Origin of the sequence: Aminobacter sp. NyZ550 (assembly GCF_025628925.2) — a bacterium.
Taxonomy (GTDB): Bacteria; Pseudomonadota; Alphaproteobacteria; order Rhizobiales; family Rhizobiaceae; genus Aminobacter; species Aminobacter ciceronei.
Genome location: NZ_CP114190.1, coordinates 3,269,631 through 3,293,000, shown reverse-complemented (window position 1 = coordinate 3,293,000; position 23,370 = coordinate 3,269,631). Strand labels below are relative to the sequence as shown.

The window sequence follows — 23,370 nt, the reverse complement described above, 5'->3', positions numbered from 1 at the left end:
CCCTAAGCTAAACGCATGCCCGCCGCATCGAAGTAGAGCGGCCGCGATGGTTGGATACGGATGGTTTCGCCGCCCCTGAGCGGCGTGTGGGCGTCGGTGACGGTGACGAGGTCGTGTCGCTTCAGAGTGAGATGCAGGCGCGTCTGGTCGCCGAGATGCTCGACGCGCTTGACCAATGCCTCCTCGCCGTCGCCCTGAACGATGTGCTCGGGGCGCAGGCCAATGCTTTTCGCCCCCGACGGCGCTCCGGCAAAGATGTCGGCCGGCAGGACGTTGATGCGCGGCTGGCCGAGCCGGGTTGCGGCATAGACACTGACCGGCTGCTCATAGACCTCGCGCGGCGAGCCGAACTGCACAAGTTTGCCTTCGTTCAGCACGCCGACATGGGTCGCCATCGTCATCGCCTCGATCTGGTCGTGGGTGACATAGAGCAGCGTCGCCCCCAGCTTGGCCTGGATGCGCTTCAGTTCGATGCGCAGGTCGGCGCGCAGCTTGGCGTCGAGCGAACTCAGCGGCTCGTCCATCAGGAAGATCTGCGGATTGCGCACCAGCGCACGGCCTATGGAGACGCGCTGCATCTCGCCGCCCGACAATGCGGTCGCCTTGTTGTCGAGCTTGTGGCCGATCTGCAGAACCTCGGCGACCTCCCTCACGGTCCGGTCGATGAGATCGCGTGGCGTGTTGAGCAGCGGTGATTTCAGCGGAAACTCAAGGTTCTGCCGCACCGTCAGATGCGGATAGAGCGAATACTGCTGGAACACCATCGCCACGTTGCGCTCCGCCGGCGACAGCCCCTTCGTCAGGCGTCCGCCGATATGGACCTCGCCGCTGTCGGGCACATCGAGCCCCGAAACCATGCGCAAAGTCGTCGTCTTGCCGGCGCCCGTCGGGCCGAGCAGCACGACGAAGGAGCCGTCGGGGATGGTCAGTGACACATTGTCGAGCGCGACCGTGCCACCGAAGCTCTTGGTCACGTTTTCAAGGACCACTTCAGCCATGTCCCAGCACTCCGTCATTGGCGTCCGATCGCAGCGCCTTGCCGGTTTCGGCGTCGAACAGTGACAACGTCCTTGCGTCGAAGGCGAGGCCGACCAGCTCGCCCTCGCGGACCGGCCGGTCCGAGGGAATACGCGCCTTGAGGTCGCCGTGGCTCGATCGCAGCGTCACGATCTGGGTGGTGCCTAGATATTCGACCGCTGTGACTCGCCCCCTGTATGCCGACTCGGTGGCGAACCTGACATGCTCGGGCCGAACGCCGAGCGTCAGCTTGCCGGCCCGCCCCTCCCGCGCGGCCGGCACTTCGATCTTCGCCTCGCCGAGATCGACCGACTTGCCGCCAATGCCGATCATGCCTTCGAAATCGAGGAAGTTCATGGATGGCGAGCCGATGAACTGGGCGACGAACTTGGTCGCCGGCCAGTCGTAGATCTGCTGCGGCTTGCCGAACTGCTCGACGACGCCATGGTTCATGACGACGATCTTGTCGCCCATCTGCATGGCCTCCAGCTGGTCATGCGTGACATAGACCGTCGTTGCGCCCATGCGGTCGTGCAGCGCGCGCAGTTCCTCAGCCATGTGCTCGCGAAATTCGGCATCGAGCGCGCCGAGCGGCTCATCCATGAAAAAGGCTTTTGGCTGCCTCACGATAGCCCGGCCAAGCGCCACTCGCTGACGGTCGCCGCCCGACAGCCCGCCGACCGGCCGATCGAGGATGTTCTCGATCTTGAGGATGCGGGCGACCTCCTGAACACGCGTCTTCACTTCCTCGCGCTTCATGCCCTGGCTGACCAGCGGATAGGAGATGTTCTTGCGCACGTTCATGTGCGGGTAGAGCGCGAACATCTGGAAGACGAACGCGATGTCGCGCTTGCTGGCCGGCTTCATGCCGACCTCTTCGCCATCGATGAAGATCTCGCCCGAGGTCGGCAGCTCGAGGCCCGCCATCATCCTGAGCGTCGTCGTCTTGCCGCAGCCGGAGGGGCCGAGCAGCATGAAGAACTCGCCGTCCTCGATGGTGAAGGTCGATGAGCGCACGGCGGTGAAGGCGCCGAACTCCTTGCGCACATTCTGGATTCTGATCTGTGCCACGGGCCTACTCCGGGAAATGGCTGACGATGATGAACATCACCGTGCCCAGCAGGGTTACGAGGAAGGACCAGGAATAGAGGACCAGGGCGAATGGCTGCATGAGCATGACGACGCCGGCGGCAATCAGCACCGAGGCCAGCATCTCCCAGGCGCCGCGCCGGAAATGAAGCAATCCGTCGAGAAACCCTGTCATTTGCGTACCGCTCCGAAGGTGATGCCGCGCAACAGGTGCTTGCGCAGGAGAATGGTGAAGACCATGACCGGCACGAGGAACAGCGTCGCGCCCGCGGCGACCGCCGGCCAATCCTGGCCGCTGACGCCGATGATGGTCGGAATGAAGGGCGGCGCGGTCTGGGCATTGCCCGAGGTCAGCAGCACGGCAAAGGCGTATTCGTTCCAGGCGAAGATCAGGCAGAAGATCGCGGTCGAGGCGATACCGGTCGCCGCCTGCGGCAGCACGACCTTGTAGAAAGCCTGGAAGCGCGTGTAGCCGTCGATCAGCGCCGCCTCCTCATATTCGACCGGGACCTCGTCGATGAAACCCTTGAGCAGCCAGACCGACAGCGACAGGTTGACCGCCGTGTAGAGCAGGATCATGCCGGCATGGGTGTCGCTCAGCCCGAGAGAGCGGAACATCAGGAAGATCGGGATGGCGACCGCGATCGGCGGCATCATCCGCGTCGACAGAATGAAGAACAAAAGGTCGTCCTTCAGCGGCACCTTGAAGCGCGAAAAGGCGTAGGCGGCTGCTGTCCCCAGCACGATGCAGAGCACGGTCGAGCCGAAGCCGATGATGACGGAATTGGTGAAGCGTTCGGCAAAGCGCGACGGTCCCGAGATGACTAGCCCGTCCTTGCGCACAAGCCTGTCGTACCAGGTCTGGGGCTCGCCGACTGCCTGCAACTGTTCCTCGGTCAACCGGGTGCGGGTGGTGAAGACATTGACATAGCCTTCAACCGTCGGCGTGAAGAAGGTTTTGGGCGGATAGGCGATGGCATCCGACGGGGTCTTGAAGCTGGTACCGATGATCCAGACCAGCGGCAGGATGGTGATCAGCGCATAGAGGACGACAAGCACTCCGGCGAACCACTTCTGCCGGCGCGACGGCTCGGTGATGGAATAGCTGCTCATCGCTGTTTCACCTTGTTCAGGGCTTTGACGTAGATCGAAGCCAGGCCGAAGACGGTCACGAACAGGATGACGGCATAGGCCGAGGCATAACCGGTGCGCCACTTCTCGAAGGCTTCGCGCTTGAGGTTGATCGATGTGAGCTCGGTGATCGAGCCCGGACCGCCGCCGGTGAGCTGGACGACGAGGTCAAACATCTTGAAGTTCTCGATGCCGCGGAACAGCACGGCGAGCATCAGGAACGGCAGCACCAGCGGGATGGTAATGGTCCAGAACTGCCGCCATTTGCTGGCGCGGTCGCATTCGGCGGCTTCATAGATGCTGTCGGGAATGGAACGCAGCCCGGCCAGGCAGATCAGCATGACGAAGGGCGTCCACATCCAGGTGTCGACGATGACGATCGCCCAGGGCGCCAGCGCCACGTCGCCGATCATCGAGAAGCTGGAGGGATCGGCGCCGGTCAGGAAGCCTATGGCATAATTGAACAGGCCGATCTGCGGCTGGTAGAGGAAGGTCCAGAAATTTCCGACGACCGCCGGGCTCAGCATCATCGGCAGCACGATGATCGTCGTCCAGAGATCATTGCCACGGAACTTCTTGTTGATCAGATAGGCGAGCGAGAAGCCGATCAGCACCTGGAGCACGATGGTCCAGATCAGGAAATGCGCCGTTGCCTGCATGGTCAGCCAGATGTCCTTGTCGGACAGGATGCTGATGTAGTTCTTCAGGCCGACGAACTCGACCTCGGCATTGGGTCGATTGACGCGGAAATTGGTGAAGCTCAGCCGGATCGTCCAGATCAGCGGAAAGATGTTGACCGCGAGCAGGAGCACGATTGAGGGAGCAACGAAGAGCCAGGCGAGCGAACGGTCAGACAGACCCCGGAAACGCTTGGCAATGGCGTGCGGCGTGGCTTCGGCGACGCGATCCACCGGTGAATGCAGCATTGATATTCCCCTGATTATCAACTGTGCGGCGACGGAGCCGGCAAGCGCCGGCCCCGCACCGTAGCATGGCCCGCTGGGAGGATGCGGGACAGGGCTTTACAGCGATCAGTACTTGCCCTCGTCGTCGAAGATCTGCGTCCAGTCCTTGGCGAGACCGTCGAGCGCATCCTGGGCGGAGCCCTGGCCGGCAACGACATAATCGTGGAAGCGCTTCTGCGTCGCCTGCAGCAGCGAGGCGTAGGCCGGCTCCGCCCAGAAATCCTTCACGATGGCCATCGAGTCGAGGAAGGTCTGGGCATAGGGCTGGCTGGTGGCGAAGCCCGGATCCTCGACGACCTTGCGCAGTGCCGAATAGCCGCCCATCTGCCACCATTTCTGCTGGACCTCGGGCTGGGCGAACCACTTGATGTAGGCGAGCGCGTCGTCCTTCTTCTCCGAAGCCGAGACCACCGAGATGCCCTGGCCGCCGAGCTGGGCGAAGGCCACCCCGTCCGGACCCGCCGGGTTCGGGAAATAGCCCGACTTGTCGCCACCGACATTGGCATCGGCATTGATGCCGGGCCAGGTGAAGGCGAAGTTCATGTGCAGCGCCACCTGGCCCGACTTGTAGGCGTCAATGTCCTCGGACATGTAGGCGTCGGAATGGCCGGGAGGCGTACAGCAATCATAGAGCTGCTTGTAGAATTCCAACCCCTGCACCGCCTTGGCCGAATTGACGAACCCATCGAGCTCGTAAGGCTTGTCGGGGTTCTCGTACTGGAAGCCGAAGCTGTAGAGCACGTCCATCGCGCCCATGGTGATGCCTTCGGATCCGCGCTCGGTGTAGATCGCAGCACCATAGACAGTCTTGCCGTCGATCTCGCGCTTCTGGAAGAACTCGGCGATGTCCTTGAGCTCGGCGAAGGTTTTTGGCACGACGAGGTCACGGCCGTATTTCTTCTTGAACTCGGTCTGCAGCTCGGGCCGCGCGAACCAGTCCTTGCGATAGCTCCAGCCGACGACATCGCCGAAGGCCGGCAGCGCCCAGTAGTTCGGCGAATTCTTCGGCCATTCGGCATAACCGACGACGGTCGCCGGAATGAAGTCGTCCATCTTGATTCCTTCCTTGTCGAAGAAATCGTTGAGCTTCACATATTGGCCGTTCTCTGCCGCGCCACCGATCCACTGGCTGTCGCCGATCATCAGGTCGCAGAGCTTGCCGCCCGAGTTCAGCTCGTTGAGCATGCGGTCAGCGAAGTTCGGCCACGGCACGAACTCGAACTTCATCTTGACGCCGCTCTTGGCCTCGAAATCCTTGCTCAGCTCGACCAGCGCGTTGGCCGGGTCCCAGGCGGCCCAGCACAGCGTCAGGTCCTTTGCGCTGGCCTGGCTTGTTCCCGCCACGCCGGCAGCCAAAACGGCGCCGAAAGCGGCCAATGATCTCACATGGCGAATTGTCATGGCTGGGACCTCCCTCCCATCCTTCCGACCTCCATCGGAAGGTGAAAACGCCCGCTTGGGGCACCTGACGCGGAAACGATCTTCCTGGCGGGCCAGTCTCCTCCGCGCCGCCTGCGTGGCTCGCTCAGTCCTCCCGGCGACCACGATGAGAGTCTTAGTTGAGGTGCGCACCTCAATGCAAGCGAATTTTGAGGTACGCACCTCAAAACTTGATTTTCATCTGGTTTTGTTGGAGAAATCGCCCGGAGACGACATGATCGGGAAGAGAGTCGAGGATGCGGCCAACCGCGAGAGACCTGGCAGAAGCCGCGGGCGTCAGCCTCGCGACCGTCGACCGCGTCCTCAACGAGCGACCGAATGTCAGCCCAAAGGCGGCTAGGAGCGTGGCCGAGGCGATCGAGCGCATCGGCTTCATGCGCAACCCCGCCGCCGTGGCGTTGGCCCGCAACAAGACATACCGCTTCCGCTTCGTCCTGCCGACGTCAGGTGACCAGTATCTCGCCGAACTCATCGCCCGCGCCGGCGAAGCGACGGAGGCACTCCGCGCCGATTCGACCGACGTGGAAGCCGTGCAGATCGCCATGAGCGACCCACACCATGTCGCCAAATACCTCACGGCCATTGACCACGACACGGTCGACGGCGTTGCCGTCATGGCGCCCGAGTCACCGCAAGTGCGCGACGCGATGCTGCGGCTGGTCGAGCGCGGTGTTCGGGTGGTGCAGTTCCTGTCGGGCCAGGAGCGACTTGAGAGCGCCGACTATGTCGGCGTCGACAATTTTGCCGCTGGCGCCACCGCCGGCAAGATCACCGGCCGTTTCCTCTGCGAACGTCCGGGCAAGATCATGGTCGTTGCCGAAACCATGATGGCCCTCGACAGCATCCAGCGCCGCCTCGGCTTCGACAGCATCATCAACGCCCAGTTCCCGCATCTCGAAAGCCTGCCGTCGCTGGAGACTTATGGCGACGAAAAGCGCGCCGACCTGATCATCCGGCGCACCTTGGAGCACAACCCCGACACGGTCGCCGTCTATGTCCTGAGTTCCGAGGCCCGCATCCCGCTGACGGCGGTGTGGAACACGCAAGGCGCCCGCGCGCTCACCGTCGTCGCCCATGAGCGAACCCCGTTCAGCGAGCAGGCGCTGATGGACGAACGCATCGACGCCGTCATCGCCCAGGACCCCGGCCACGCCGTCCGCAGCGCGCTGCGCATCCTGCGCGCCCGTTCCGACCACCGCGAACCCCTCGCCTCCCAGGAGCGCATCCGCATCGAAGTGCTGCTCAAGGAGAATCTGCAGTTCGATTGACCGGGAGAGCACAGCGCGCACCCCAACTGTCGAAGGTAAAGGCGGCTCATCTCCGGCGCTGAGGCGCAATCCTGTCGGGTGCCTCCAATCACTTACAGTTCAACTGCAAGTCGCGCATGTGGCGACGGCAAAGCCTTTGCCATATCTTGACGCCGTCCAGCCGCGACTTGCGATTCACCTGACCGCCAAACCGGAAGAAGCGCGATGCATGCCACGAGAATAACGGTCGCCCTGCTCGCCTGCCTGACCCTGTCGGCCTGCGGCATGGCGAAAGCGGCGAGGACCGGCGGCCAGACATTCGACAAATACGGCTGCATGGCGCGCGACTTCAAAGGCCAGCCGCCTTGCGAACCGGCTGAAGCTGCCGCGTCTGGTCCATAACAGGCGTGCCCCCTTTACGTCACCGCTTTGACGACCTACTGCAGACGGACATATCGAGCTGCAGCGGAAGGAAAAGACATGTCCGAGATCATCGTCAAAGACAGCAACGGCACTCAGCTGAATGAGGGCGATTCCGTTACGCTGATCAAGGACCTTAAGGTCAAGGGGACCTCCGAGACGATCAAGCGCGGCACGCTCGTCAAGAACATTCGCTTGAACGGCAATCACGGCGAGATCGAATGCAACACCAAGCAGGTCAAGGGGCTGGTGCTGAAAACCGAGTTTGTGAAGAAGGCCTGAGCCGCCAACGCTGCGCCGCGCCGATGGACCAGCGTCAACGCGGTTTTAAGCTCTGAAGTCCAGACTCAGCGCATGTCTGGATTCGCCCTTCCCAAGTTGAGATGGTTGGTGCTCGGCGCACTTGCTGCCGGCGGCTGGGCGATGACGCAGGACTTGCCCAGCAAGGCGCGCTTCGACGATCGCCCGGCCAGGACAGCCAACAAATCCAGGGCGGAAACCGCCGAGCGCAAGGACGTCGCCGTCACCAGGCCGAAGGTCAATGTCGCGCCACGGCCACAAGCTGACGTGGCGCGCCCCAAGGTGGATGTCGAACCGCGCAAGCTGGCTGCCGCGCCGAAGCCCAAAGCAGAGGTTCCAACCAAGAAGGCGGCAGCCACGGCGCCTGCGGCCAGAGAAAGGACGCCGCGCAAGCCTGCCGCCGACATCGAGACGGCCTCGATCACACGCCCGCCCACGCCATTGCCGCGGCCGAAATCGACAGCAAAGGAGCCTGCGCCGAAATCGACGAGCACCGGCGCTGCCGCGCTCAACGTGCTCTATACCAGCACCACGGTCTATCTGCGCCAGCGCCCAAGCGTTTCCGCCCCCGTCACGTCAAGTCTCAAGCAGGGCGAGAGTGTCAGGGTGTTCGCCCGTGACGGCAAATGGACGCTTGTGTCGGCCTCGGGACGCAAGGGTTGGGTGCATGGCGACCTGCTGCGACCGGCGGATCCTGCCGCCCCTCGCCCGAAACAGACGCTCGGCCACGCCGCCAACACCGCCACGCCGGGCTGAGCCGCCTAAATTCGCCTCTGAAACAGCCGATATCATGCCTGATCGGGCATTGCGGGTTGAAACCGGACGCATCCGGTGCCAAATCTGCGGCTCGTCTCGCAGGTGCTGCGAGCACCCAAAAGGTTACCCGGTAGAGGTCAATGGTCAGCTATCTCGACGCCGCCACGGCGCCCCTCAGGAACACCGGCCAGATCCGCCTTTACGGCGCCGAGGCTTTTGAAGGCATGCGCAAGGCGTGCCAACTCACCGCCAGCTGCCTCGATGAGCTGGTCGACCGCGTTGCTCCAGGGGTTACAACCGACGCCATCGACCGTTTCGTCTTCGAATACGGCATGGATCACGGCGCGCTGCCGGCGACGCTGAACTATCGCGGCTACACCAAGTCGTCCTGCACCTCGATCAATCATGTCGTCTGCCACGGCATCCCCGACAACAAACCGCTCAAGGACGGCGACGTCGTCAACATCGACGTCACCTACATCCTCGACGGCTGGCACGGCGATTCGAGCCGGATGTACCCGGTCGGCACCATCAAGCGCGCCGCCGAGCGGTTGCTCGAAGTCACCCACGAATGCCTTATGCGCGGCATCGCGGCTGTCCGCCCAGGTGTCCGTACCGGCGCGATCGGTGCTGCCATCCAGACCTATGCCGAAGCTGAGCGCTGCTCGGTGGTGCGCGATTTCTGCGGCCATGGCGTCGGCGCGTTGTTCCACGACGCACCGAACATCCTGCACTACGGCAATGCCAATGAAGGCGTCGAGATGCGCCAGGGCATGATCTTCACCATCGAGCCGATGATCAATCTCGGCCGGCCGCATGTGAAGGTGTTGTCGGACGGCTGGACGGCGGTCACCCGCGACCGCTCGCTTTCGGCCCAGTACGAGCATACGGTCGGCGTTACGGCCACAGGCTGCGAGATCTTCACGCTGTCGCCCAAAGGGCTCGACCGACCGGGCCTGCCCGCATAAGATCACCTCGCCGGCAAGCGCATCGGCCCGCACAAGCACGATGTGTCAACTTGGGGAGAGCGTCCTAGCTGCGTTCGTTCGAACGCACAGGCGACCGCGCCGGCGGGGGCGACATACTGGGCATGGCGAGCGACGATCACGACGAGCGCGGTTTCTTTGGCGAGCGGTCGCTGCCGCAGCCCAAGCGCGACACTGAGCCGGAGAAACCCCACTATCTCGGCCATCGCGAGCGTCTGCGCGCGCGTTTCTCGGCAAGCGGCGGCGACGCCCTCGCCGACTATGAACTGCTCGAACTCTTGCTGTTCAGGCTGATCCCGCGCGCCGACACCAAGCCTGTCGCCAAAGCCCTGCTCGCCCGCTTCGGCACACTCGCCGAAGTGCTGGGCGCACCAGTCAACCTGCTGCAAGAGGTCAAGGGCGTCGGGCCGGCAGTGGCTCTCGACCTCAAGATCATCGCCGCCTCGGCCACGCGCATGGCGCGCGGCGAAATCAGCGGCCGCGAGGTGTTGTCGTCGTGGAACCAGGTGCTCGACTATTGCCGGGCAGCGATGGCGTTCGAAGAGCGCGAGCAGTTCCGCATCCTGTTCCTCGACAAGAAAAACGTGCTGATCGCCGACGAGGTGCAACAAACGGGCACCGTCGACCATACGCCGGTTTATCCCCGCGAGGTCATCAAGCGCGCGCTTGAGCTGTCGGCCACTGCTGTCATCCTCGTGCACAACCACCCGTCCGGCGACCCGACACCTTCACGCGCCGACATCGACATGACCAAGACCATCATCGACATCGCCAGGCCGCTCGGCATCGCCGTGCACGACCACATCATTATCGGCAAGAAGGGCTTTGCCAGCATGAAGGGGCTGCTGCTGATCTAGACGTGCGCAGCAGGCATTGGCCGGAACAGCTTTCGACGAAAACAGAATCAAAAAGGCCGCCGGATTGCTCCAGCGGCCTTTCCTGTTTCACTCAGGAGCGTCGCCTTATTCGGCGTCGGCTTCCTTGGCCTTCTTCTTCGGAGCGGCCTTCTTCTTGGGCTCTTCGCCCTCGGCCTTCTCAGCCTTGTCTGCCTTCTTGGCCGAAGCCTTCTTGGCCGGCTTTGCCGAAGCCTCGTCCTCGTCGTCGGCGAGCAGCTCTTCCTTGGTCACCTTCTTGTCGGTGACGGAGATCTGCGACAGCAGATGATCGACGACCTTCTCCTCGAACAGCGGCGCGCGCAGGTTGACCAGCGCCGACGGGTTGTTGCGGTAGAAATCGAACACTTCCTGCTGCTGGCTGGCCGGGTAGCGGCGAACGGTGTCGAACAGACCGCGCTGCAGCTCTTCGTCGGAAACCGTCACGCCGGACTTCTCGCCGATCTCGGCGAGGACCAGACCGAGGCGCACGCGGCGCTCGGCAAGGCGCTGGTACTCGGCACGGGCTTCTTCTTCCGTCGTCTCTTCGTCGGCAAAGGTGCGGCCGGCGATCTCGAGATCGCGGGTCACCTGGCTCCAGATGTTGCCGAATTCGGCTTCGACGAGCTTGGAAGGCGCCTCGAACTGGTACGCGCCGTCGAGCTGGTCGAGCAGCTGGCGCTTGACCTTCTGGCGCGTCATGGCGCCGAACTGGTTCTCGATCTGGCCGCGAACAATGTCACGCAGCTTCTCGAGCGACTCGAGGCCGAGGTTCTTGGCGGTCTCGTCGTTGACTTCCAGCTTGCCGGGGGCAGCGACTTCCTTGACGGTGACGTCGAAGGTGGCTTCCTTGCCGGCCAGATGCGCGGCCTGGTAGTTCTCCGGGAAGGTCACGGTGACGAGCTTCTCGTCGCCTGCCTTGGCGCCGATCAACTGGTCCTCGAAGCCGGGAATGAACTCCTTCGAGCCGAGCACCAGCGGCTGGTCGCCGCCAGTGCCGCCGTCAAAGGCAACGCCGTCGATCTTGCCGACATAGTCGATGGTGACGCGGTCGCCTTCGGCGGCCTTGCCGGTCTTCGGCTCGTAGGAGCGCGCCGATTCGGCAACGCGGTTGACCTGCTCGTCGATCTCGCTTTCCGGAACGTCGTAGACCGGGCGCGACACCTTGATGTCGGTGAAGTCCTTGATCTCGATCGCGGGAATGACTTCATAGCTCAGCGAGAACTCGAAATCGACGCCGCCGGCCAGGATCTTCTCGGCTTCCTTCTCGTCCTCGGTCATCACGACGTCGGGCTGCATCGCAGCCTTTTCGCCGCGCTCGGCGATGATCGTGCGCGTCGAGTCGGTCAGGATCTCGTTGACCACTTCGGCCATGAAGGACTTGCCGTACATCTTGCGGATGTGCTGCATCGGCACTTTGCCCGGACGGAAGCCGTTGATGCGGACCTTGTCCTTGGCAGCCGAAAGCCGCTTCTCGAGACGGGCTTCCATATCGCCGGCAGGAACCGAGACCTTGATCTCGCGCTTGAGGCCGGAGTTGAGCGTTTCGGTGACCTGCATCATCAAACCTTTGTTTTACGTATGGCGCGGCTTGAACGGCGTCCTGCCGTTCAGCCTGCCGGAATTCGTTTGCCGGGGGTGGCTTCAAGTTCGCAAATCGTCATCCTGGCCCGCCATCGCGGCCCGTTTGGCTCCGCCATCTTCCGAAAATCCGATAAGTTATTGTTTTTCCGACTTCTTATCGTATCTTTCAGAGACGGTCCTTTGCGTCCCATCCTATTTGACAGGCCTTTTGTCACAGGCGAGGCCAATTTTCAACTATCTTCGCGGTTTCTCCCGGCCCGGGTCATTTCGGCTCCGAGATTGACAGAATGATGGCGGCATGTGATTGGCGGTCGCATGCGGATGTGGCGGAACTGGTAGACGCCCTGGATTTAGGTTCCAGTGCCGAGAGGCGTGTAGGTTCGACTCCTATCATCCGCACCATAGACGCTCTGCCCGGCGGACCTGAAACCTCTGATCGCGAGTGATCGAGCCGTGCACGCAACGACAAATCCCACAGCTACCACCTCCACTGCCGACAACAATCGCCCGGCCCGACCGCGACGCAGCCTGCTCATTGCCTCCGATGCGGTGTGGCCGCCCGTTTCGGGTGGGGATCTACGCAACTGGCAGAATGTCCAGGCGCTTGCAGGGCTGGGTGATGTGCTGGCGACCTCGGTCCACGCACCAGTTGCACCTACGACGCTCGACGACGACAGGATCACGACACTGGCCCTTGCCAACGCAGCCGAGGCCGCAACCTCGCCTCGCCTCGCCAAACGCCGGACCCCGATCGACACGCGCATCCCGCAAGTCGCGCTTTCGCGCCTGCTGGCGGCGGCACGCGACTTCAAGCCCGATGCCATCATCGTCGAGGGTATTCCACTGTTTCCTCTCCTCGAGCATCTGCGCCCACTGGCGTCGACGATCGTGCTCGACATGCACAACATAGAGTCCGACCTTTTCAGGCAGATGATGCCGAAAACCGGCTGGCTGGGAGGGCTGTTCTCAAAGAAGGCCCGCCATGTCAGGCGCATGCGCGACATCGAGTTGCAGTCGCTGCGCATGGTGGACAAGGTCTGGGTCTGCTCGGAGCAGGATCGCGACAGACTACGCGACCTGTCCGGCGGGCGTGCCCTTGCCGATGTCGTTCCGAATGGCGTTCCCCGGTTTGAACTCATCCCCGAACAATTGGCCGACCAGCCCGCAATGGCCACGGGCCAGCCGACGCTGCTGTTCATCGGCCACCTCAACTACCCGCCGAATCTCGAAGCGGCGCGGCGGTTGGCAACGCAAATCCTGCCGCGGCTGCACGCCGCGCTCGGCGGCGCAAGGCTCGTCATTGCCGGGCGCAACCCGCACCGCAGCCTTGGCGACGTGGCTGCCTTGCCCAATGTCGAACTGATAGCCAATCCAGACGATCTTGCGGAGCTTTATCGCCGAGCGCATCTTGCCGTCGTACCGCTGGTCAGCGGCGGCGGCACGCGGCTGAAAATACTGGAAGCGATGGCCTGGGGCCTCCCGGTCGTGGCCACCCGGCTGGCTGCGGAAGGCCTCGGCCTTGTCGACGGTGTCGACATCGACTTTGCCGAGACCGACGACGACCTCGCCGCGCGCGCGGCGGCGCTGTGCACGGACACCGACTGGCTTCAGGCGCGGCGGCTCCGTGCCCGTGAAACAGTCACGCAGCGCTTCGGCCCGAAAGCCATCGCGGCGGCCGTCAGATCCAGCCTCGCGTGATATCCGAGAAACTCTCGATATCAGCTTGATAAGCCTTGTCTAATAATGCCATGACATGCAGGATGACTGAAAGACGAAGTTGATCGGCTTTGCATGACAATTCCAAAAATTCTTCACCAGACCTGGAAGACGGACAGAATTCCCGACAAATTCCTCAGTTGGTCGACGAGTTGGGAGAAACACAATCCGGGCTGGCGGCACATCTTGTGGAGCGACAGGATGCTGCTCGACTTTGTCGCCGAACACTATCCTGATTATCTTGAGACCTACTGCAGCTACAAGGTCGGCGTCCAGCGTGCGGACGCTGCGCGTTACATGCTGCTGCACCATTTCGGTGGCGTCTATGCCGACATCGACTGCGAATGCGTGGCGCCCTTCGACGGGCTTTTGGACGAGAACCGCGTCGTCCTGTGCAAGGAACCCCAAAGTCAGTCGGATGCGCAGACGCGCATGCGCAACCTGCCTCACCTTCTCTTCAACGGGACGATGGCGAGCCCGAAAGGACACCCGTTCTGGCCCCACCTGCTTGCCTATCTGCCTTTGGTCAAGGATGCGCGGGACGTTCTCGATGCCACGGGCCCATGCCTTCTGACGGCGGCGCAGCTGAGTTTCCCCGATCAGTCGGCCTTTGCGATCCACCCGAACGAACTTTTCAGCCCGGCTGGCAGCAGCGGCAATTCGACCGACGCCGCCGCGACCGCGACCCTGTCCATTCATCACTGGGCCGGCACCTGGTGGATCAAACCCAAACCACCGTCTTTGCTGGCACGGTTGCGGCAAAGCTACTATCAGGCGCGGCATGCCTTGACCAAAGGCGAGCAACTCGACCTGGCCACAGCACAGGCGGCAGTCGACCCGGCTGCCCTCAACCGCCTACCGCCCTCGGGCAACAACATCGCGATACTTGTGCCATTGCGCGATGCCGCCGACCACATTGAACCCTTCCTCGCAGCGCTCGCCCGGCTCGGCCACCCCAAGGAGTGCATCAAGCTGGTGTTCTGCGAAGGCGACAGCAGCGACGGCAGTTGGGAAAGGCTGACCGAAGCGACCGCTGCACTCAACGGAAATTACCGCGACATCGTGCTGCTCAAGAAGGACCTTGGCATCAAGATGGAACGAGCGAAGCGCTGGAAGCCCAGCCTTCAACGCAAGCGCCGCTCGGCCATTGCCGCCGTCCGCAATCATCTCATCAGCCACGGGCTCGATGCCAGTGACGACTGGGCTCTGTGGATCGATATCGACGTCTGGCGTTATCCCTCGGACGCCATATCGCGCCTGATCGCTTCGGGCGGCAGGATCGTCGTTCCCAACTGCGCGGTGGCGCCGGGTGGTGGCAGCTTCGACATGAACAGCTTTGCCACTCTCCGAAAGCCAAGGGATTACCGATACTACCGCGCGCTGCGCGGCGGCCTCTACCAGCCTCCAGCCAAGGAAAACACCAGGCTTTACCTTAGCGACCTGCGCCATCTCGACAGCGTAAACCTCGACGGCGTCGGTGGCACGATGCTGCTCGTCGACGCAGCGCTGCATCGCGGCGGCCTCAACTTTCCCGAGATCCCCTACAGGTTCCTGCTCGAGACAGAAGGCTTTGCTGCCCTTGCCAATGATCTCGGCGTCGTGCCGCTCGGGCTGCCTAAAATAGAAGTACTGCACGTCCCCTGGTGAACGCCAGCGGACTTGCCCTGTCTTGATGCCTTAATAGAGCGGTTCCTCAAACAGCATTGTGTCGCCGTCCATCAGTGCCTTGATCTGGCCGGTGCCGTCGCTGCCGACCGCCACCTTGATGCCGAAGCTGCGCAATTCGGGCTCCGCGCCGGAGTTGCGCTTGCGCATCTCCTCCTCGATGGCCAACCCTTCGCCCTCCGGCACATAGAAGCGCTCGATGCCGTAGTCGACGCTAATGGTCGAACCCGGCGTCAGGCTCCAGGCATTGGTGACCTGGCCGCTAAGATCGACCTCATCCGGGCTTGCGACCGTCGAGTCAGTGGTGAGCATGGCGGATTTGGCGCGCCAGTACCCATCAGCGTCCTTCTTCAAGCGGACGACGATCGGCCATCCTTCCACGGCCGCCGCTTCATCCTGTGGTAGGTTTTCGACGATTTCGACAGGAATGCGCGAGATGTCGTAGCCAAGCCTGACATAGTCGCCGCGCAACAGGTCGCGCGGGTCGACGGGCTCGACCTTGAGCAGGATTTCCTTGCCGTCGCGCAGGATCGCCGCGCGCCCGACGATCATCCAGCCGAGGAAACCGATTTGCGCCAGGGCCACGACAATGGCGGCGACAACGAGCTTGTAGCGGGTCATCACGCGGCTCCCTGGGCTGGCTGTGATTTCATGCGCCGTTCGATGCGGATGATCGCATAAGCTAGGCCGGCGAGGATTATTGCAGCTGCGAAGAAGAAGCCTGCCGTGCCCAACATGGAGCCGACCGTCACCATGTAGACGATCGCCAACTCGAAGGCGAAGCCGATATAGGCTATCCAGCGCAAGCCTCGGCTCTCGCGACCGAGGAAGACGATCACGGCCGCGATGACCGCCAGCGCCACGGCAGCGGCGATGACAAAGCCTGCATCATCCATCTGGTCGAGCTGGACCATGCCCATACCGGAGAGGAAGCCGATCAGCGCGTGCAACGGCAGCCGCCCGCCAAGCTGGGCAATGCGCTCCGAAGCCGCAGGTGCCAGCGCTGCAGCGGCGAGAAGCGCTGCCGAGACCAGCGCAAGCACCAGCCCGACCTCCAGCGACTCGTAGTGAAAGCCGAGCAGCACCGCATAGAGAATGACCGACAGCGCGATCAGGTGGCGCGCAGCGCGGCTCTGCGTCCAGAACGACAGCGCCCAGTATGCAGCCATGAACACAATGAAGAGATGCGGAAACTCCGCGCGGCGGAACAGCTCAAATCCCTTCGTCACCAGCCATGCGTCGGCGATGCCGATGGCGGCGACAGTCAGGGCATTCGAACGCAGTGCGGCCGCGGCTATGGCCGTGCCTATCGACCAGGTGACGATCGCCGCCGCCTCGTCACCGGAGAAATGGTACATCTGGCCGATCAGCGCGATCGAACCGCCAAAGGCCGCGGCAGCGACCAACCACAATGCTTCGGCGAAGCCGCCATGGTCCCGCTGCTTGAGCACGGCTCCGCCGACATAACCCGCGAAGATCACGGCAAACAGCGAGGCCACTCGCGCCGGGCGCGGTATTGCTTCCCAGTTGGCCGCGACAAGGATCAGGATCGCTGCCGCAAACAGCAGAGCCGCCATCATGGCGAGGATCGAACCGAAATTGAGCCCGTTGCGCTCATTGGTCTCGACATCGCGGATCAGCGCGTCACCGGTCGCGCGGTCGACGAGCCCGCTGTCGACCCAACGGCCGATGTCGTTCTTCACCTTGGTGGCATAGCTCGCCATATGTCGCTTCCCCTGCCCGACGGCCCACACCAGGGCCAAGCCGTTGTCATCATGGCGAATTTCAGATTCGGTCACAATTATGACCGAAGCCTTAATGCCCATTAATGTTGCAATGCACAAAACGCATTGCTGCCATGCGAGCATAGCGCTTCAATTTTAGGCAAGGGCATCCTATCTACGCCCCGTACACAGAAGAGAAAAGAAGACGAACGGAAAACGAAGATGAACCTGATCCGCAATTACCGCAACTGGCGCCGCTACCGTGACACTGTTTCCGAGCTGAGCCGCCTGTCGAACCGTGAACTGACCGACCTCGGCATTACCCGCAGCGATATCCACTTCGTCGCTCGCAAGGCGATCTAACCGAAGCCGATCTACCCAAACTACCTGTCCGAACCGAAAAGAGAACTGAAATGAACTTGCTCCGCACTTACCGCAACTGGCGTGCATATCGCGAGACGGTGAACGAGCTTGGCCGTCTGTCGAACCGCCAGCTTGCCGATCTCGGCATCAATCGTGGCGAGATCCAGTCGATCGCCCGCCGCGCAATCTAATTCAAGCTTTCCGTCCGGGTCGACCTCCTCCCCGACCCCGATGGATCCGGTCAGCTTTCTCCTCCCATTGAGCTGACCACCTTAACACACCCGCCGGATCCTCCTCCCCCGGCGGGTGTCGTTAGCCCGAGAGCCTCGCCCTCTTCGATTGGCGAACAGAATTCAGCCTGCGCCGACCTCCTCCCCGGCAAAGGCGAATAGGTCAGCTTTCTCCTCCCATTGAGCTGACCACCAATAACGACACCTGCCGAACCTCCTCCCCCGGCAGGTGTTGTTACCCGGTGCATGACCCCGAATATCGAAATCGATTTTCGGAAAGGATCATGCACCCACCATAAGTGCTACAGCGTCCTTTGCGCGTCCAAATGGACGCGCTGCGCTGTAGAGAGCGTCGCCCTCTTCGATTGGCGAACAGAATTCAGCCTGCGCCGACCTCCTCCCCGGCAAAGGCGAATAGGTCAGCTTCCTCCTCCTCCCAGAGGCTGACCACCAAAACCAATACCCGCCGGTCCTCCCCCGGCGGGTGTTGTCGTTTTGGCGCCGCGCCTTCGATCTCGGGAGATAACTGCCCTAGTTCAGCGCGCCGCTATCCAGCACACCACGCTGCTTCCAGTCGTTGAGCCGGATGATGTCGGGCGCGCCACCCATCGGCGCATACCAGGAATCGACAACCCATTTGACGCCGTCGGGGGCCCGGATCACCGCCGTCCAGTGCGGATAGCGGCCGTCGAGCAGGAAGCCCCTGGAATCTCTGGCTTCGACCTTGTGATGCTTGAGCAGGCCGCGACGCGCGAGATAACGCAGCAGCGCATCGGTATTGGTCGACTCATCGACGCAATCCATCTGTCCGCGAATTTTCGAAGCGCCGAACTCCGACTGTGGCTGGTCGCGCACGCCGGTCACCTGCTGCGCCCGCTTCTCGAAATAGCCGACCGCCCGGGCGATCGCCTTGCGCTCGGCTTGCGGCGAGGCTCGGCCGGCGGCCATGATCGCTGCAAACTTCCGGTCGTCACTGGTGCCAAGATCGAGGCGCGAACGAAACGCGCAGCCATAACCATGGCAGATGTCGATGGTTCTTGCTGGCGCGGCCACGGCCTCCGTGACCGGACCGCCGGCCATGATCGATATGAGGCCAGCAAAAAGGATGATCGCACGTCTCGTCATGGCGATATCCTAGTGACTGTCCCGCATCGGGCGCAACTCGCAAGCCGCCCAATCGTTGCATTCCCCCGTCCAAGGGATTATTCCGGCGCCATGAGCACAAAACCCATTCACATCATCGGCGGCGGTCTCGCCGGATCGGAAGCGGCATGGCAGGTGGCTTCGGCCGGCGTGCCTGTCATCCTGCATGAAATGCGCGGCGTGCGCGGCACCGACGCGCACAAGACCGACGGCCTGGCTGAGCTTGTCTGTTCCAATTCGTTCCGCTCGGATGACGCCGAAACCAACGCCGTCGGCCTGCTGCACGCCGAGATGCGGCTTGCCGGCTCGCTGATCATGAGCGCCGGCGACGCCAACCAGGTTCCCGCCGGCGGCGCGCTCGCCGTCGACCGCGACGGTTTCTCCAATGCCGTCACCGCACGGCTCGAAGCGCATCCGTTGATATCAATCGTGCGCGAGGAAATCACCGGCCTCCCGCCCGAGGACTGGGACCAGACGATCATCGCAACCGGCCCGCTCACCGCACCTTCGCTGGCCGAGGCGATCGCCGCCAGCACCGGTGCCGACGCGCTCGCCTTTTTCGACGCGATTGCGCCGATCATCCATTTCGACAGCATCGACATGAATGTCTGCTGGTTCCAGTCGCGCTACGACAAGGTCGGCCCCGGCGGTACCGGCAAGGACTACATCAACTGCCCGATGGACAAGGAGCAGTACGACGCCTTCGTCCAGGCGCTGCTCGATGGACAGAAGACCGAGTTCAAGGAGTGGGAAGGCACGCCCTATTTCGACGGCTGCCTGCCGATCGAGGTGATGGCCGAGCGTGGTCGCGAGACCCTGCGCCACGGGCCGATGAAGCCGATGGGCCTGACCAATGCGCACAACCCGACTGTGAAGGCCTATGCAGTTGTGCAGCTGCGCCAGGACAATGCGCTCGGCACGCTGTACAACATGGTCGGTTTTCAGACCAAGCTGAAGCATGGCGAGCAGGTCAATGTGCTGCGCATGATTCCGGGGCTGGAAAACGCCGAATTTGCGCGTCTCGGCGGCCTGCACCGCAACACCTATCTCAACTCGCCGACCCTGCTCGACCCGACGCTGCAGCTCACGTCGCGACCGGGCCTGCGTTTTGCCGGCCAGATCACCGGTTGCGAGGGTTATGTCGAAAGTGCTGCCATCGGGCTTTTGGCCGGCCGCTTCGCCGCCGCCCAGCGCTTGGGGCAACAGATCAGCACTCCACCCGTGACCACCGCCTTCGGTGCGCTGCTCAACCACATCACCGGCGGGCACATCGTCTCGGACGACGAGCCTGGCAAGCGCTCGTTCCAGCCGATGAACGTCAATTTCGGCCTGTTTCCGGTCATGGAAGCGCCAAAAGTCGAAGGCAAGCGCCTGCGCGGCAAGGAAAAGACCGTTGCCAAGAAGAAGGCGATGACGGCGCGCGCGCTCGTCGACTGCCGCGCCTGGCTCGGCATTGCCTCAGCGGCACAGGCTGCGGAGTAGGTATCAGGCCATGGCGCTTGCGGAAACGCCACGGCTGACGCTCAGGGAAATGGAACGCGGCGACGCAGCCGCGATCCAGTCCGTGTTCAATGACGATTATGCCCATCGTTTCTATCCGGAGATGACGAACGAGGCCGCGGCGATCGAGTGGATCGACCGCAACCGCGAACGCTACCAGCGCGACGGTTTTGGCCTGTGGGCAATCATCGACAAGACCAGTGGTGCGCTGATCGGCGACTGCGGCCCGACCTGGCAGGATGCCGGCGGCACCCGCGTGCTGGAAATCGGCTATCACATAGCGTCGCAATGGCGCGGAAGCGGCTACGCGCTCGAAGCCGCCCGCGCCGCCATGGCTTTCGGTTTCGCCAGGACCACCGAGCCCCTGATCGGCTCGATTGTCGCCACCGACAATGCGTCATCGGCCAGCGTCGCCCGGCGCCTGCACCATGACGTCCGCTCCTACGTCAACGCCCGCGGGCTTGATCGATTCCTGTTCTTCACGCGGCGCGAGCGGTACGTCTCGTCCTAGCGCTCACGCGCGCGAGGTCACTCGCCAAGTATCGGCCCCGCTTCAGGCAGCCCCGGCTTGCCCGCTTCGCCGGGATTGCGCCTGACATAGGCGGCTTTCAGGCTTTCCGAGGTCTCGCGCGAGCCGTCATGGCTCCAGCCCGGCGGCATGAACAGGTAACCGAGGCGCTGGTGCAGGCTGAGCCCGGACGCGAATGCGTCCTTGAACATGCCAATCCATTCATGGAAGGCGACGCGTACCGGATTGAAGGTGCCGATGTTGTGGACGATACCGTAGCGCGGCAGGTCCTCTTCCCGTTCCTCGACGAAAGTGCCGAACATGCGATCCCAGATGATCAGCGTGCCGGCAAAATTGGCGTCAAGGTAACGCGGGTTGGTGGCGTGGTGCACCCGATGATGTGACGGCGTGTTGAAGATGAACTCGAACCACGCCCACATCCTGCCGATGGCCTCGGTGTGGATCCAGAACTGCCAGACCAGGTTGAAGCCGAAGACGAAGGCGATAACCGCCGGGTGGAAGCCGAGCAGCACCAATGGCATCTGCAGGATGAACATGCCGGTGAACAGACCAGTCCAGCTTTGCCTGAGCGCGGTCGACAGATTGTAGTGCTGGCTCGAATGGTGGTTCACATGCTCGGCCCAGACCCAGCGCACGCGGTGAGCGATGCGATGGTACCAGTAGTAACGCAGGTCATCGAGCAGGAAAGCTGTGATGAACACCCAGAGCGACAGGCCAAGGTCGAAGACCCTGAATTGCCAGACCCAGAGCAGAGCCCAGTAAGACACGACGCCGAGCAAAAGGCCGGCAACCACGTTTCCTGTGCCCATCATCAGGCTCGTCAGCGTGTCACGCGTTTCGAAAGCGCCCTTCGCCCGGCCTGTGCGAACAAGCCAAAGCTCTATCAGGATAGCGATCACGAAGAACGGAATCGCAAGCTCCGTGACCTTGGGAAAATCGTAGTTCTCCATCACGCCTTATCCCCTTCGCCGCTTGCGCCTGATCTGCCCGAAAGCGCGGCGACCACAGCGCCGGCAGCCTCGGCGTCCGTGAAGCGGAAGTCTCCGCCCTTCCAGGTGAAGTCGAGCAAGCTCAGCGCTACGGTCCTCTCATCGCGGACAGTTACGGCCGCCACATCGGCCCCGGTCACGATACGCGTGAGAAACTTGTCACCGATGCCGCGGACGATACCGACGGAGCCGTTGTCGAGCTGCAGGAACGCCGTGCCGCCGTCCTCGGTCAGCAGCACCGCGCGAGACGCGACATCAGGAAAGTCGGTGGCAAACCGCTGCAGCGCATGGTCCGTGCCCGCCAGCTGCACCTTTGCACTGCCGCCACTAAGATGCACGGCAGCCACTACCGCTGATATGCCGACGACGACCATCGCCACCAGAATTGGCAAGCTCATGATAACAGATGTCCTCCCGAAACCGCTCTCCAGGCGATTTCAGCGGCAGACTAGCATCGTTGACGTTTACGTCAACGATAGTCTAGCGCCACCCACGGGAAGCTGTCGCGACCATGGCGAAATGCTTGCGCAGCACAGACATGCCATCTTTGCCGCGCTCGACGCGGTCGAGATAGGCAGGCGTCAGCGCAATCGGCAGGAAGGCTGGCCGCAATGACTGCGGCAGCGCCTTGGCGCCGCGTTCGAAGGCACGGAGATGCTCGCGCGCCAAGGCAATCATCGCCTGGACCGCGCCAGACGATTTTTGATCATCGCCGCCAGCGACGAACTCCTCCGGTGTCAGGCCGGCGGCAGCAAGGATGTCTCGTGGCACATAACATTGGCCGCGCGCCCGGTGCATCGGCAGCAGGCGCAGCAACCCTGTGATCGCCTGGGCGCAACCAGCATGGCCCGCAAGCTCCGCATGCTTCGGCGCGCCGTCGGCATCGAGCACCAGCGAAGCCAGTTGGATCAGCGCCGAGGCAGTCTCGCCGCAATAGCCCTCGAGGTCGGTTCGCGACGGCATCGGGTCGTCGTAGAGATCGAAGATACGGGCTTCGAGGTAGTTGTCGAAAGCCGCCACAGGCAGACGATAGGATTCGATCGCCGCCATCAAGGCTGAGGCGAGCGGATGTCCGGCGCCGGCTTCCCGATTGCCCGAGGCAATGACGTCGCGCCACCATTGCAGCCTGATCTCGCCGGGCATCGGCTCGCTGACGCGGTCGCGGATGGCTGCAATCTCGGCGTTGAACGCATAGAGCGCCAGAAGTGCTGGCCGCTTGTCCTCGGGGGCGTAGAGCGCGGCAAGATAGCGGTCGCGGTCGGCAACGCGCACCGCATCCATCAGGGCTTTCGCCGGGTCGTTTGCGCCGTGCACGTCAGTCGACAGCAATGAAGGCCGCGGCGACGGCGCGATCTTCGGCAAGCAGCACGTTGTAGGTGCGCACCGCGGCTCCCGTCGACATCGGGTCGGCCGAGATTCCGGCTGCCTTCAGTGCCACGCGCAGACTTTCCGGCAGCCGACGTAGTTCCTTGCCCATGCCGACGAGCAGGATTTCGACATCGCCTGCCTCGGCGAATAGCTTGTCGAAATCGGACGGCTGCAGCGCCCGCGCATCGGCCGGCTGCCAGCCATAGATGCCTGACGGCAGGCACAGGATCGATCCGCGATGCGACATGTCGGCGAAACGGAAGCCGCCGTCGCCATAAGCGTCGACGGGCGCCCGTCCCGGGAAATGCGCCTCGCGGATGATCATTCCCGCCATGG

The 23,370-nt window shown here is 62.8% G+C and carries 26 protein-coding genes and 1 tRNA gene; 13 read left to right on the top strand and 14 right to left on the bottom strand.

Annotation, left to right across the window (positions count from 1 at the left end):
- Nucleotides 1-2: 2 nt before the first annotated feature.
- The 6 genes from N7E70_RS16345 to N7E70_RS16320 form a co-directional block, all read right to left on the bottom strand.
- Nucleotides 3-998, bottom strand: coding sequence for an ABC transporter ATP-binding protein (locus N7E70_RS16345; RefSeq protein WP_263006988.1), 996 nt, complete (start codon nt 996-998; stop codon nt 3-5).
- Entirely contained in the window at nt 991-2,088 is a 1,098-nt protein-coding gene (locus N7E70_RS16340) for an ABC transporter ATP-binding protein (RefSeq protein WP_182574075.1), read from the bottom strand. Before N7E70_RS16340 ends, N7E70_RS16345 begins: the two co-directional genes overlap by 8 nt.
- Nucleotides 2,089-2,092: 4 nt before the next feature.
- Complete coding sequence (locus N7E70_RS16335; RefSeq protein WP_263006987.1) at nt 2,093-2,281, bottom strand: hypothetical protein; 189 nt, start codon at nt 2,279-2,281, stop codon at nt 2,093-2,095.
- Nucleotides 2,278-3,219, bottom strand: coding sequence for a carbohydrate ABC transporter permease (locus N7E70_RS16330; protein WP_263006986.1), 942 nt, complete (start codon nt 3,217-3,219; stop codon nt 2,278-2,280). The genes N7E70_RS16335 and N7E70_RS16330 overlap by 4 nt, the downstream gene beginning before the upstream one ends.
- Nucleotides 3,216-4,163: a carbohydrate ABC transporter permease gene (locus N7E70_RS16325; protein ID WP_018430699.1), complete on the bottom strand. Its 948-nt coding sequence runs from the start codon at nt 4,161-4,163 to the stop codon at nt 3,216-3,218. The genes N7E70_RS16330 and N7E70_RS16325 overlap by 4 nt, the downstream gene beginning before the upstream one ends.
- Nucleotides 4,164-4,268: 105 nt before the next feature.
- Nucleotides 4,269-5,603, bottom strand: coding sequence for an ABC transporter substrate-binding protein (locus N7E70_RS16320; RefSeq protein ID WP_263006985.1), 1,335 nt, complete (start codon nt 5,601-5,603; stop codon nt 4,269-4,271).
- Nucleotides 5,604-5,878: 275 nt separating this feature from the next.
- Between N7E70_RS16320 and N7E70_RS16315 the strand changes: the two genes are divergently transcribed.
- The 6 genes from N7E70_RS16315 to radC all read left to right on the top strand — a co-directional run bounded on the left by N7E70_RS16315 (nt 5,879) and on the right by radC (nt 10,208).
- Nucleotides 5,879-6,910 carry a LacI family DNA-binding transcriptional regulator gene (locus N7E70_RS16315; RefSeq protein ID WP_192316241.1) on the top strand — a complete coding sequence of 344 codons (1,032 nt, stop codon included), beginning with the start codon at nt 5,879-5,881 and terminating at the stop codon, nt 6,908-6,910.
- Nucleotides 6,911-7,114: 204 nt separating this feature from the next.
- Nucleotides 7,115-7,291: a hypothetical protein gene (locus N7E70_RS16310; RefSeq protein WP_263006984.1), complete on the top strand. Its 177-nt coding sequence runs from the start codon at nt 7,115-7,117 to the stop codon at nt 7,289-7,291.
- Nucleotides 7,292-7,369: 78 nt separating this feature from the next.
- Nucleotides 7,370-7,591, top strand: coding sequence for an alkylphosphonate utilization protein (locus N7E70_RS16305; RefSeq protein WP_067961661.1), 222 nt, complete (start codon nt 7,370-7,372; stop codon nt 7,589-7,591).
- 72 nt (nt 7,592-7,663) lie between these two features.
- A complete protein-coding gene (locus N7E70_RS16300; protein ID WP_263006983.1) occupies nt 7,664-8,365 on the top strand; it encodes an SH3 domain-containing protein in 702 nt (233 codons plus the stop codon).
- 140 nt (nt 8,366-8,505) lie between these two features.
- Nucleotides 8,506-9,333, top strand: coding sequence for a type I methionyl aminopeptidase (gene map / locus N7E70_RS16295; RefSeq protein ID WP_067961656.1), 828 nt, complete (start codon nt 8,506-8,508; stop codon nt 9,331-9,333).
- A 122-nt stretch (nt 9,334-9,455) separates the two neighbouring features.
- A complete protein-coding gene (gene radC / locus N7E70_RS16290) occupies nt 9,456-10,208 on the top strand; it encodes a RadC family protein (protein ID WP_263006982.1) in 753 nt (250 codons plus the stop codon).
- 105 nt (nt 10,209-10,313) lie between these two features.
- Here radC and tig read toward each other — a convergent pair whose 3' ends face one another.
- Nucleotides 10,314-11,783, bottom strand: coding sequence for a trigger factor (tig, locus tag N7E70_RS16285; RefSeq protein WP_182574136.1), 1,470 nt, complete (start codon nt 11,781-11,783; stop codon nt 10,314-10,316).
- Between the two features lie 341 nt (nt 11,784-12,124).
- Here tig and N7E70_RS16280 point away from each other — a divergent pair.
- The 3 genes from N7E70_RS16280 (at nt 12,125) to N7E70_RS16270 (ending at nt 15,170) form a co-directional block, all read left to right on the top strand.
- A tRNA-Leu gene (locus tag N7E70_RS16280) sits at nt 12,125-12,209 on the top strand.
- A 51-nt stretch (nt 12,210-12,260) separates the two neighbouring features.
- The gene (locus tag N7E70_RS16275; protein WP_263006981.1) at nt 12,261-13,505 is read left to right on the top strand and encodes a glycosyltransferase family 4 protein; all 1,245 of its coding nucleotides are present in this window, start codon (nt 12,261-12,263) and stop codon (nt 13,503-13,505) included.
- Between the two features lie 93 nt (nt 13,506-13,598).
- A complete protein-coding gene (locus N7E70_RS16270; protein ID WP_263006980.1) occupies nt 13,599-15,170 on the top strand; it encodes a glycosyltransferase in 1,572 nt (523 codons plus the stop codon).
- A 30-nt stretch (nt 15,171-15,200) separates the two neighbouring features.
- Here N7E70_RS16270 and N7E70_RS16265 read toward each other — a convergent pair whose 3' ends face one another.
- A complete protein-coding gene (locus N7E70_RS16265) occupies nt 15,201-15,812 on the bottom strand; it encodes a GDYXXLXY domain-containing protein (protein ID WP_263006979.1) in 612 nt (203 codons plus the stop codon).
- Entirely contained in the window at nt 15,809-16,912 is a 1,104-nt protein-coding gene (locus N7E70_RS16260) for a DUF2157 domain-containing protein (RefSeq protein ID WP_263006978.1), read from the bottom strand. The genes N7E70_RS16265 and N7E70_RS16260 overlap by 4 nt, the downstream gene beginning before the upstream one ends.
- A gap of 222 nt (nt 16,913-17,134) precedes the next feature.
- Here N7E70_RS16260 and N7E70_RS16255 point away from each other — a divergent pair, with 222 nt between their 5' ends.
- Both N7E70_RS16255 and N7E70_RS16250 read left to right on the top strand, forming a co-directional pair.
- Nucleotides 17,135-17,275, top strand: coding sequence for a DUF1127 domain-containing protein (locus N7E70_RS16255; protein ID WP_082496386.1), 141 nt, complete (start codon nt 17,135-17,137; stop codon nt 17,273-17,275).
- Nucleotides 17,276-17,325: 50 nt separating this feature from the next.
- A complete protein-coding gene (locus N7E70_RS16250; RefSeq protein ID WP_018427695.1) occupies nt 17,326-17,466 on the top strand; it encodes a DUF1127 domain-containing protein in 141 nt (46 codons plus the stop codon).
- Between the two features lie 570 nt (nt 17,467-18,036).
- Here the strand turns inward: N7E70_RS16250 and N7E70_RS16245 are convergent.
- On the bottom strand, nt 18,037-18,630 hold the full coding sequence (locus N7E70_RS16245) for a hypothetical protein (protein WP_263006977.1): 594 nt from the start codon (nt 18,628-18,630) through the stop codon (nt 18,037-18,039).
- 90 nt (nt 18,631-18,720) lie between these two features.
- Here N7E70_RS16245 and trmFO point away from each other — a divergent pair, with 90 nt between their 5' ends.
- Entirely contained in the window at nt 18,721-20,130 is a 1,410-nt protein-coding gene (trmFO, locus tag N7E70_RS16240) for a methylenetetrahydrofolate--tRNA-(uracil(54)-C(5))-methyltransferase (FADH(2)-oxidizing) TrmFO (RefSeq protein ID WP_263006976.1), read from the top strand.
- A gap of 10 nt (nt 20,131-20,140) precedes the next feature.
- Nucleotides 20,141-20,659: a GNAT family N-acetyltransferase gene (locus tag N7E70_RS16235; RefSeq protein WP_263006975.1), complete on the top strand. Its 519-nt coding sequence runs from the start codon at nt 20,141-20,143 to the stop codon at nt 20,657-20,659.
- Between the two features lie 17 nt (nt 20,660-20,676).
- On the opposite strand, the gene N7E70_RS16230 is transcribed toward N7E70_RS16235, so the two are convergent.
- From N7E70_RS16230 to N7E70_RS16215, 4 genes are all read right to left on the bottom strand, one after another.
- On the bottom strand, nt 20,677-21,627 hold the full coding sequence (locus N7E70_RS16230; RefSeq protein ID WP_263006974.1) for a sterol desaturase family protein: 951 nt from the start codon (nt 21,625-21,627) through the stop codon (nt 20,677-20,679).
- Nucleotides 21,627-22,064, bottom strand: a complete 438-nt coding sequence (locus N7E70_RS16225; protein WP_263006973.1) for a hypothetical protein — start codon at nt 22,062-22,064, stop codon at nt 21,627-21,629. The genes N7E70_RS16230 and N7E70_RS16225 overlap by 1 nt, the downstream gene beginning before the upstream one ends.
- A gap of 82 nt (nt 22,065-22,146) precedes the next feature.
- The gene (locus N7E70_RS16220) at nt 22,147-22,947 is read right to left on the bottom strand and encodes a phytoene/squalene synthase family protein (RefSeq protein WP_263006972.1); all 801 of its coding nucleotides are present in this window, start codon (nt 22,945-22,947) and stop codon (nt 22,147-22,149) included.
- 34 nt (nt 22,948-22,981) lie between these two features.
- Nucleotides 22,982-23,368: an Mth938-like domain-containing protein gene (locus tag N7E70_RS16215; RefSeq protein ID WP_263006971.1), complete on the bottom strand. Its 387-nt coding sequence runs from the start codon at nt 23,366-23,368 to the stop codon at nt 22,982-22,984.
- Between the last annotated feature and the right edge of the window lie 2 nt (nt 23,369-23,370).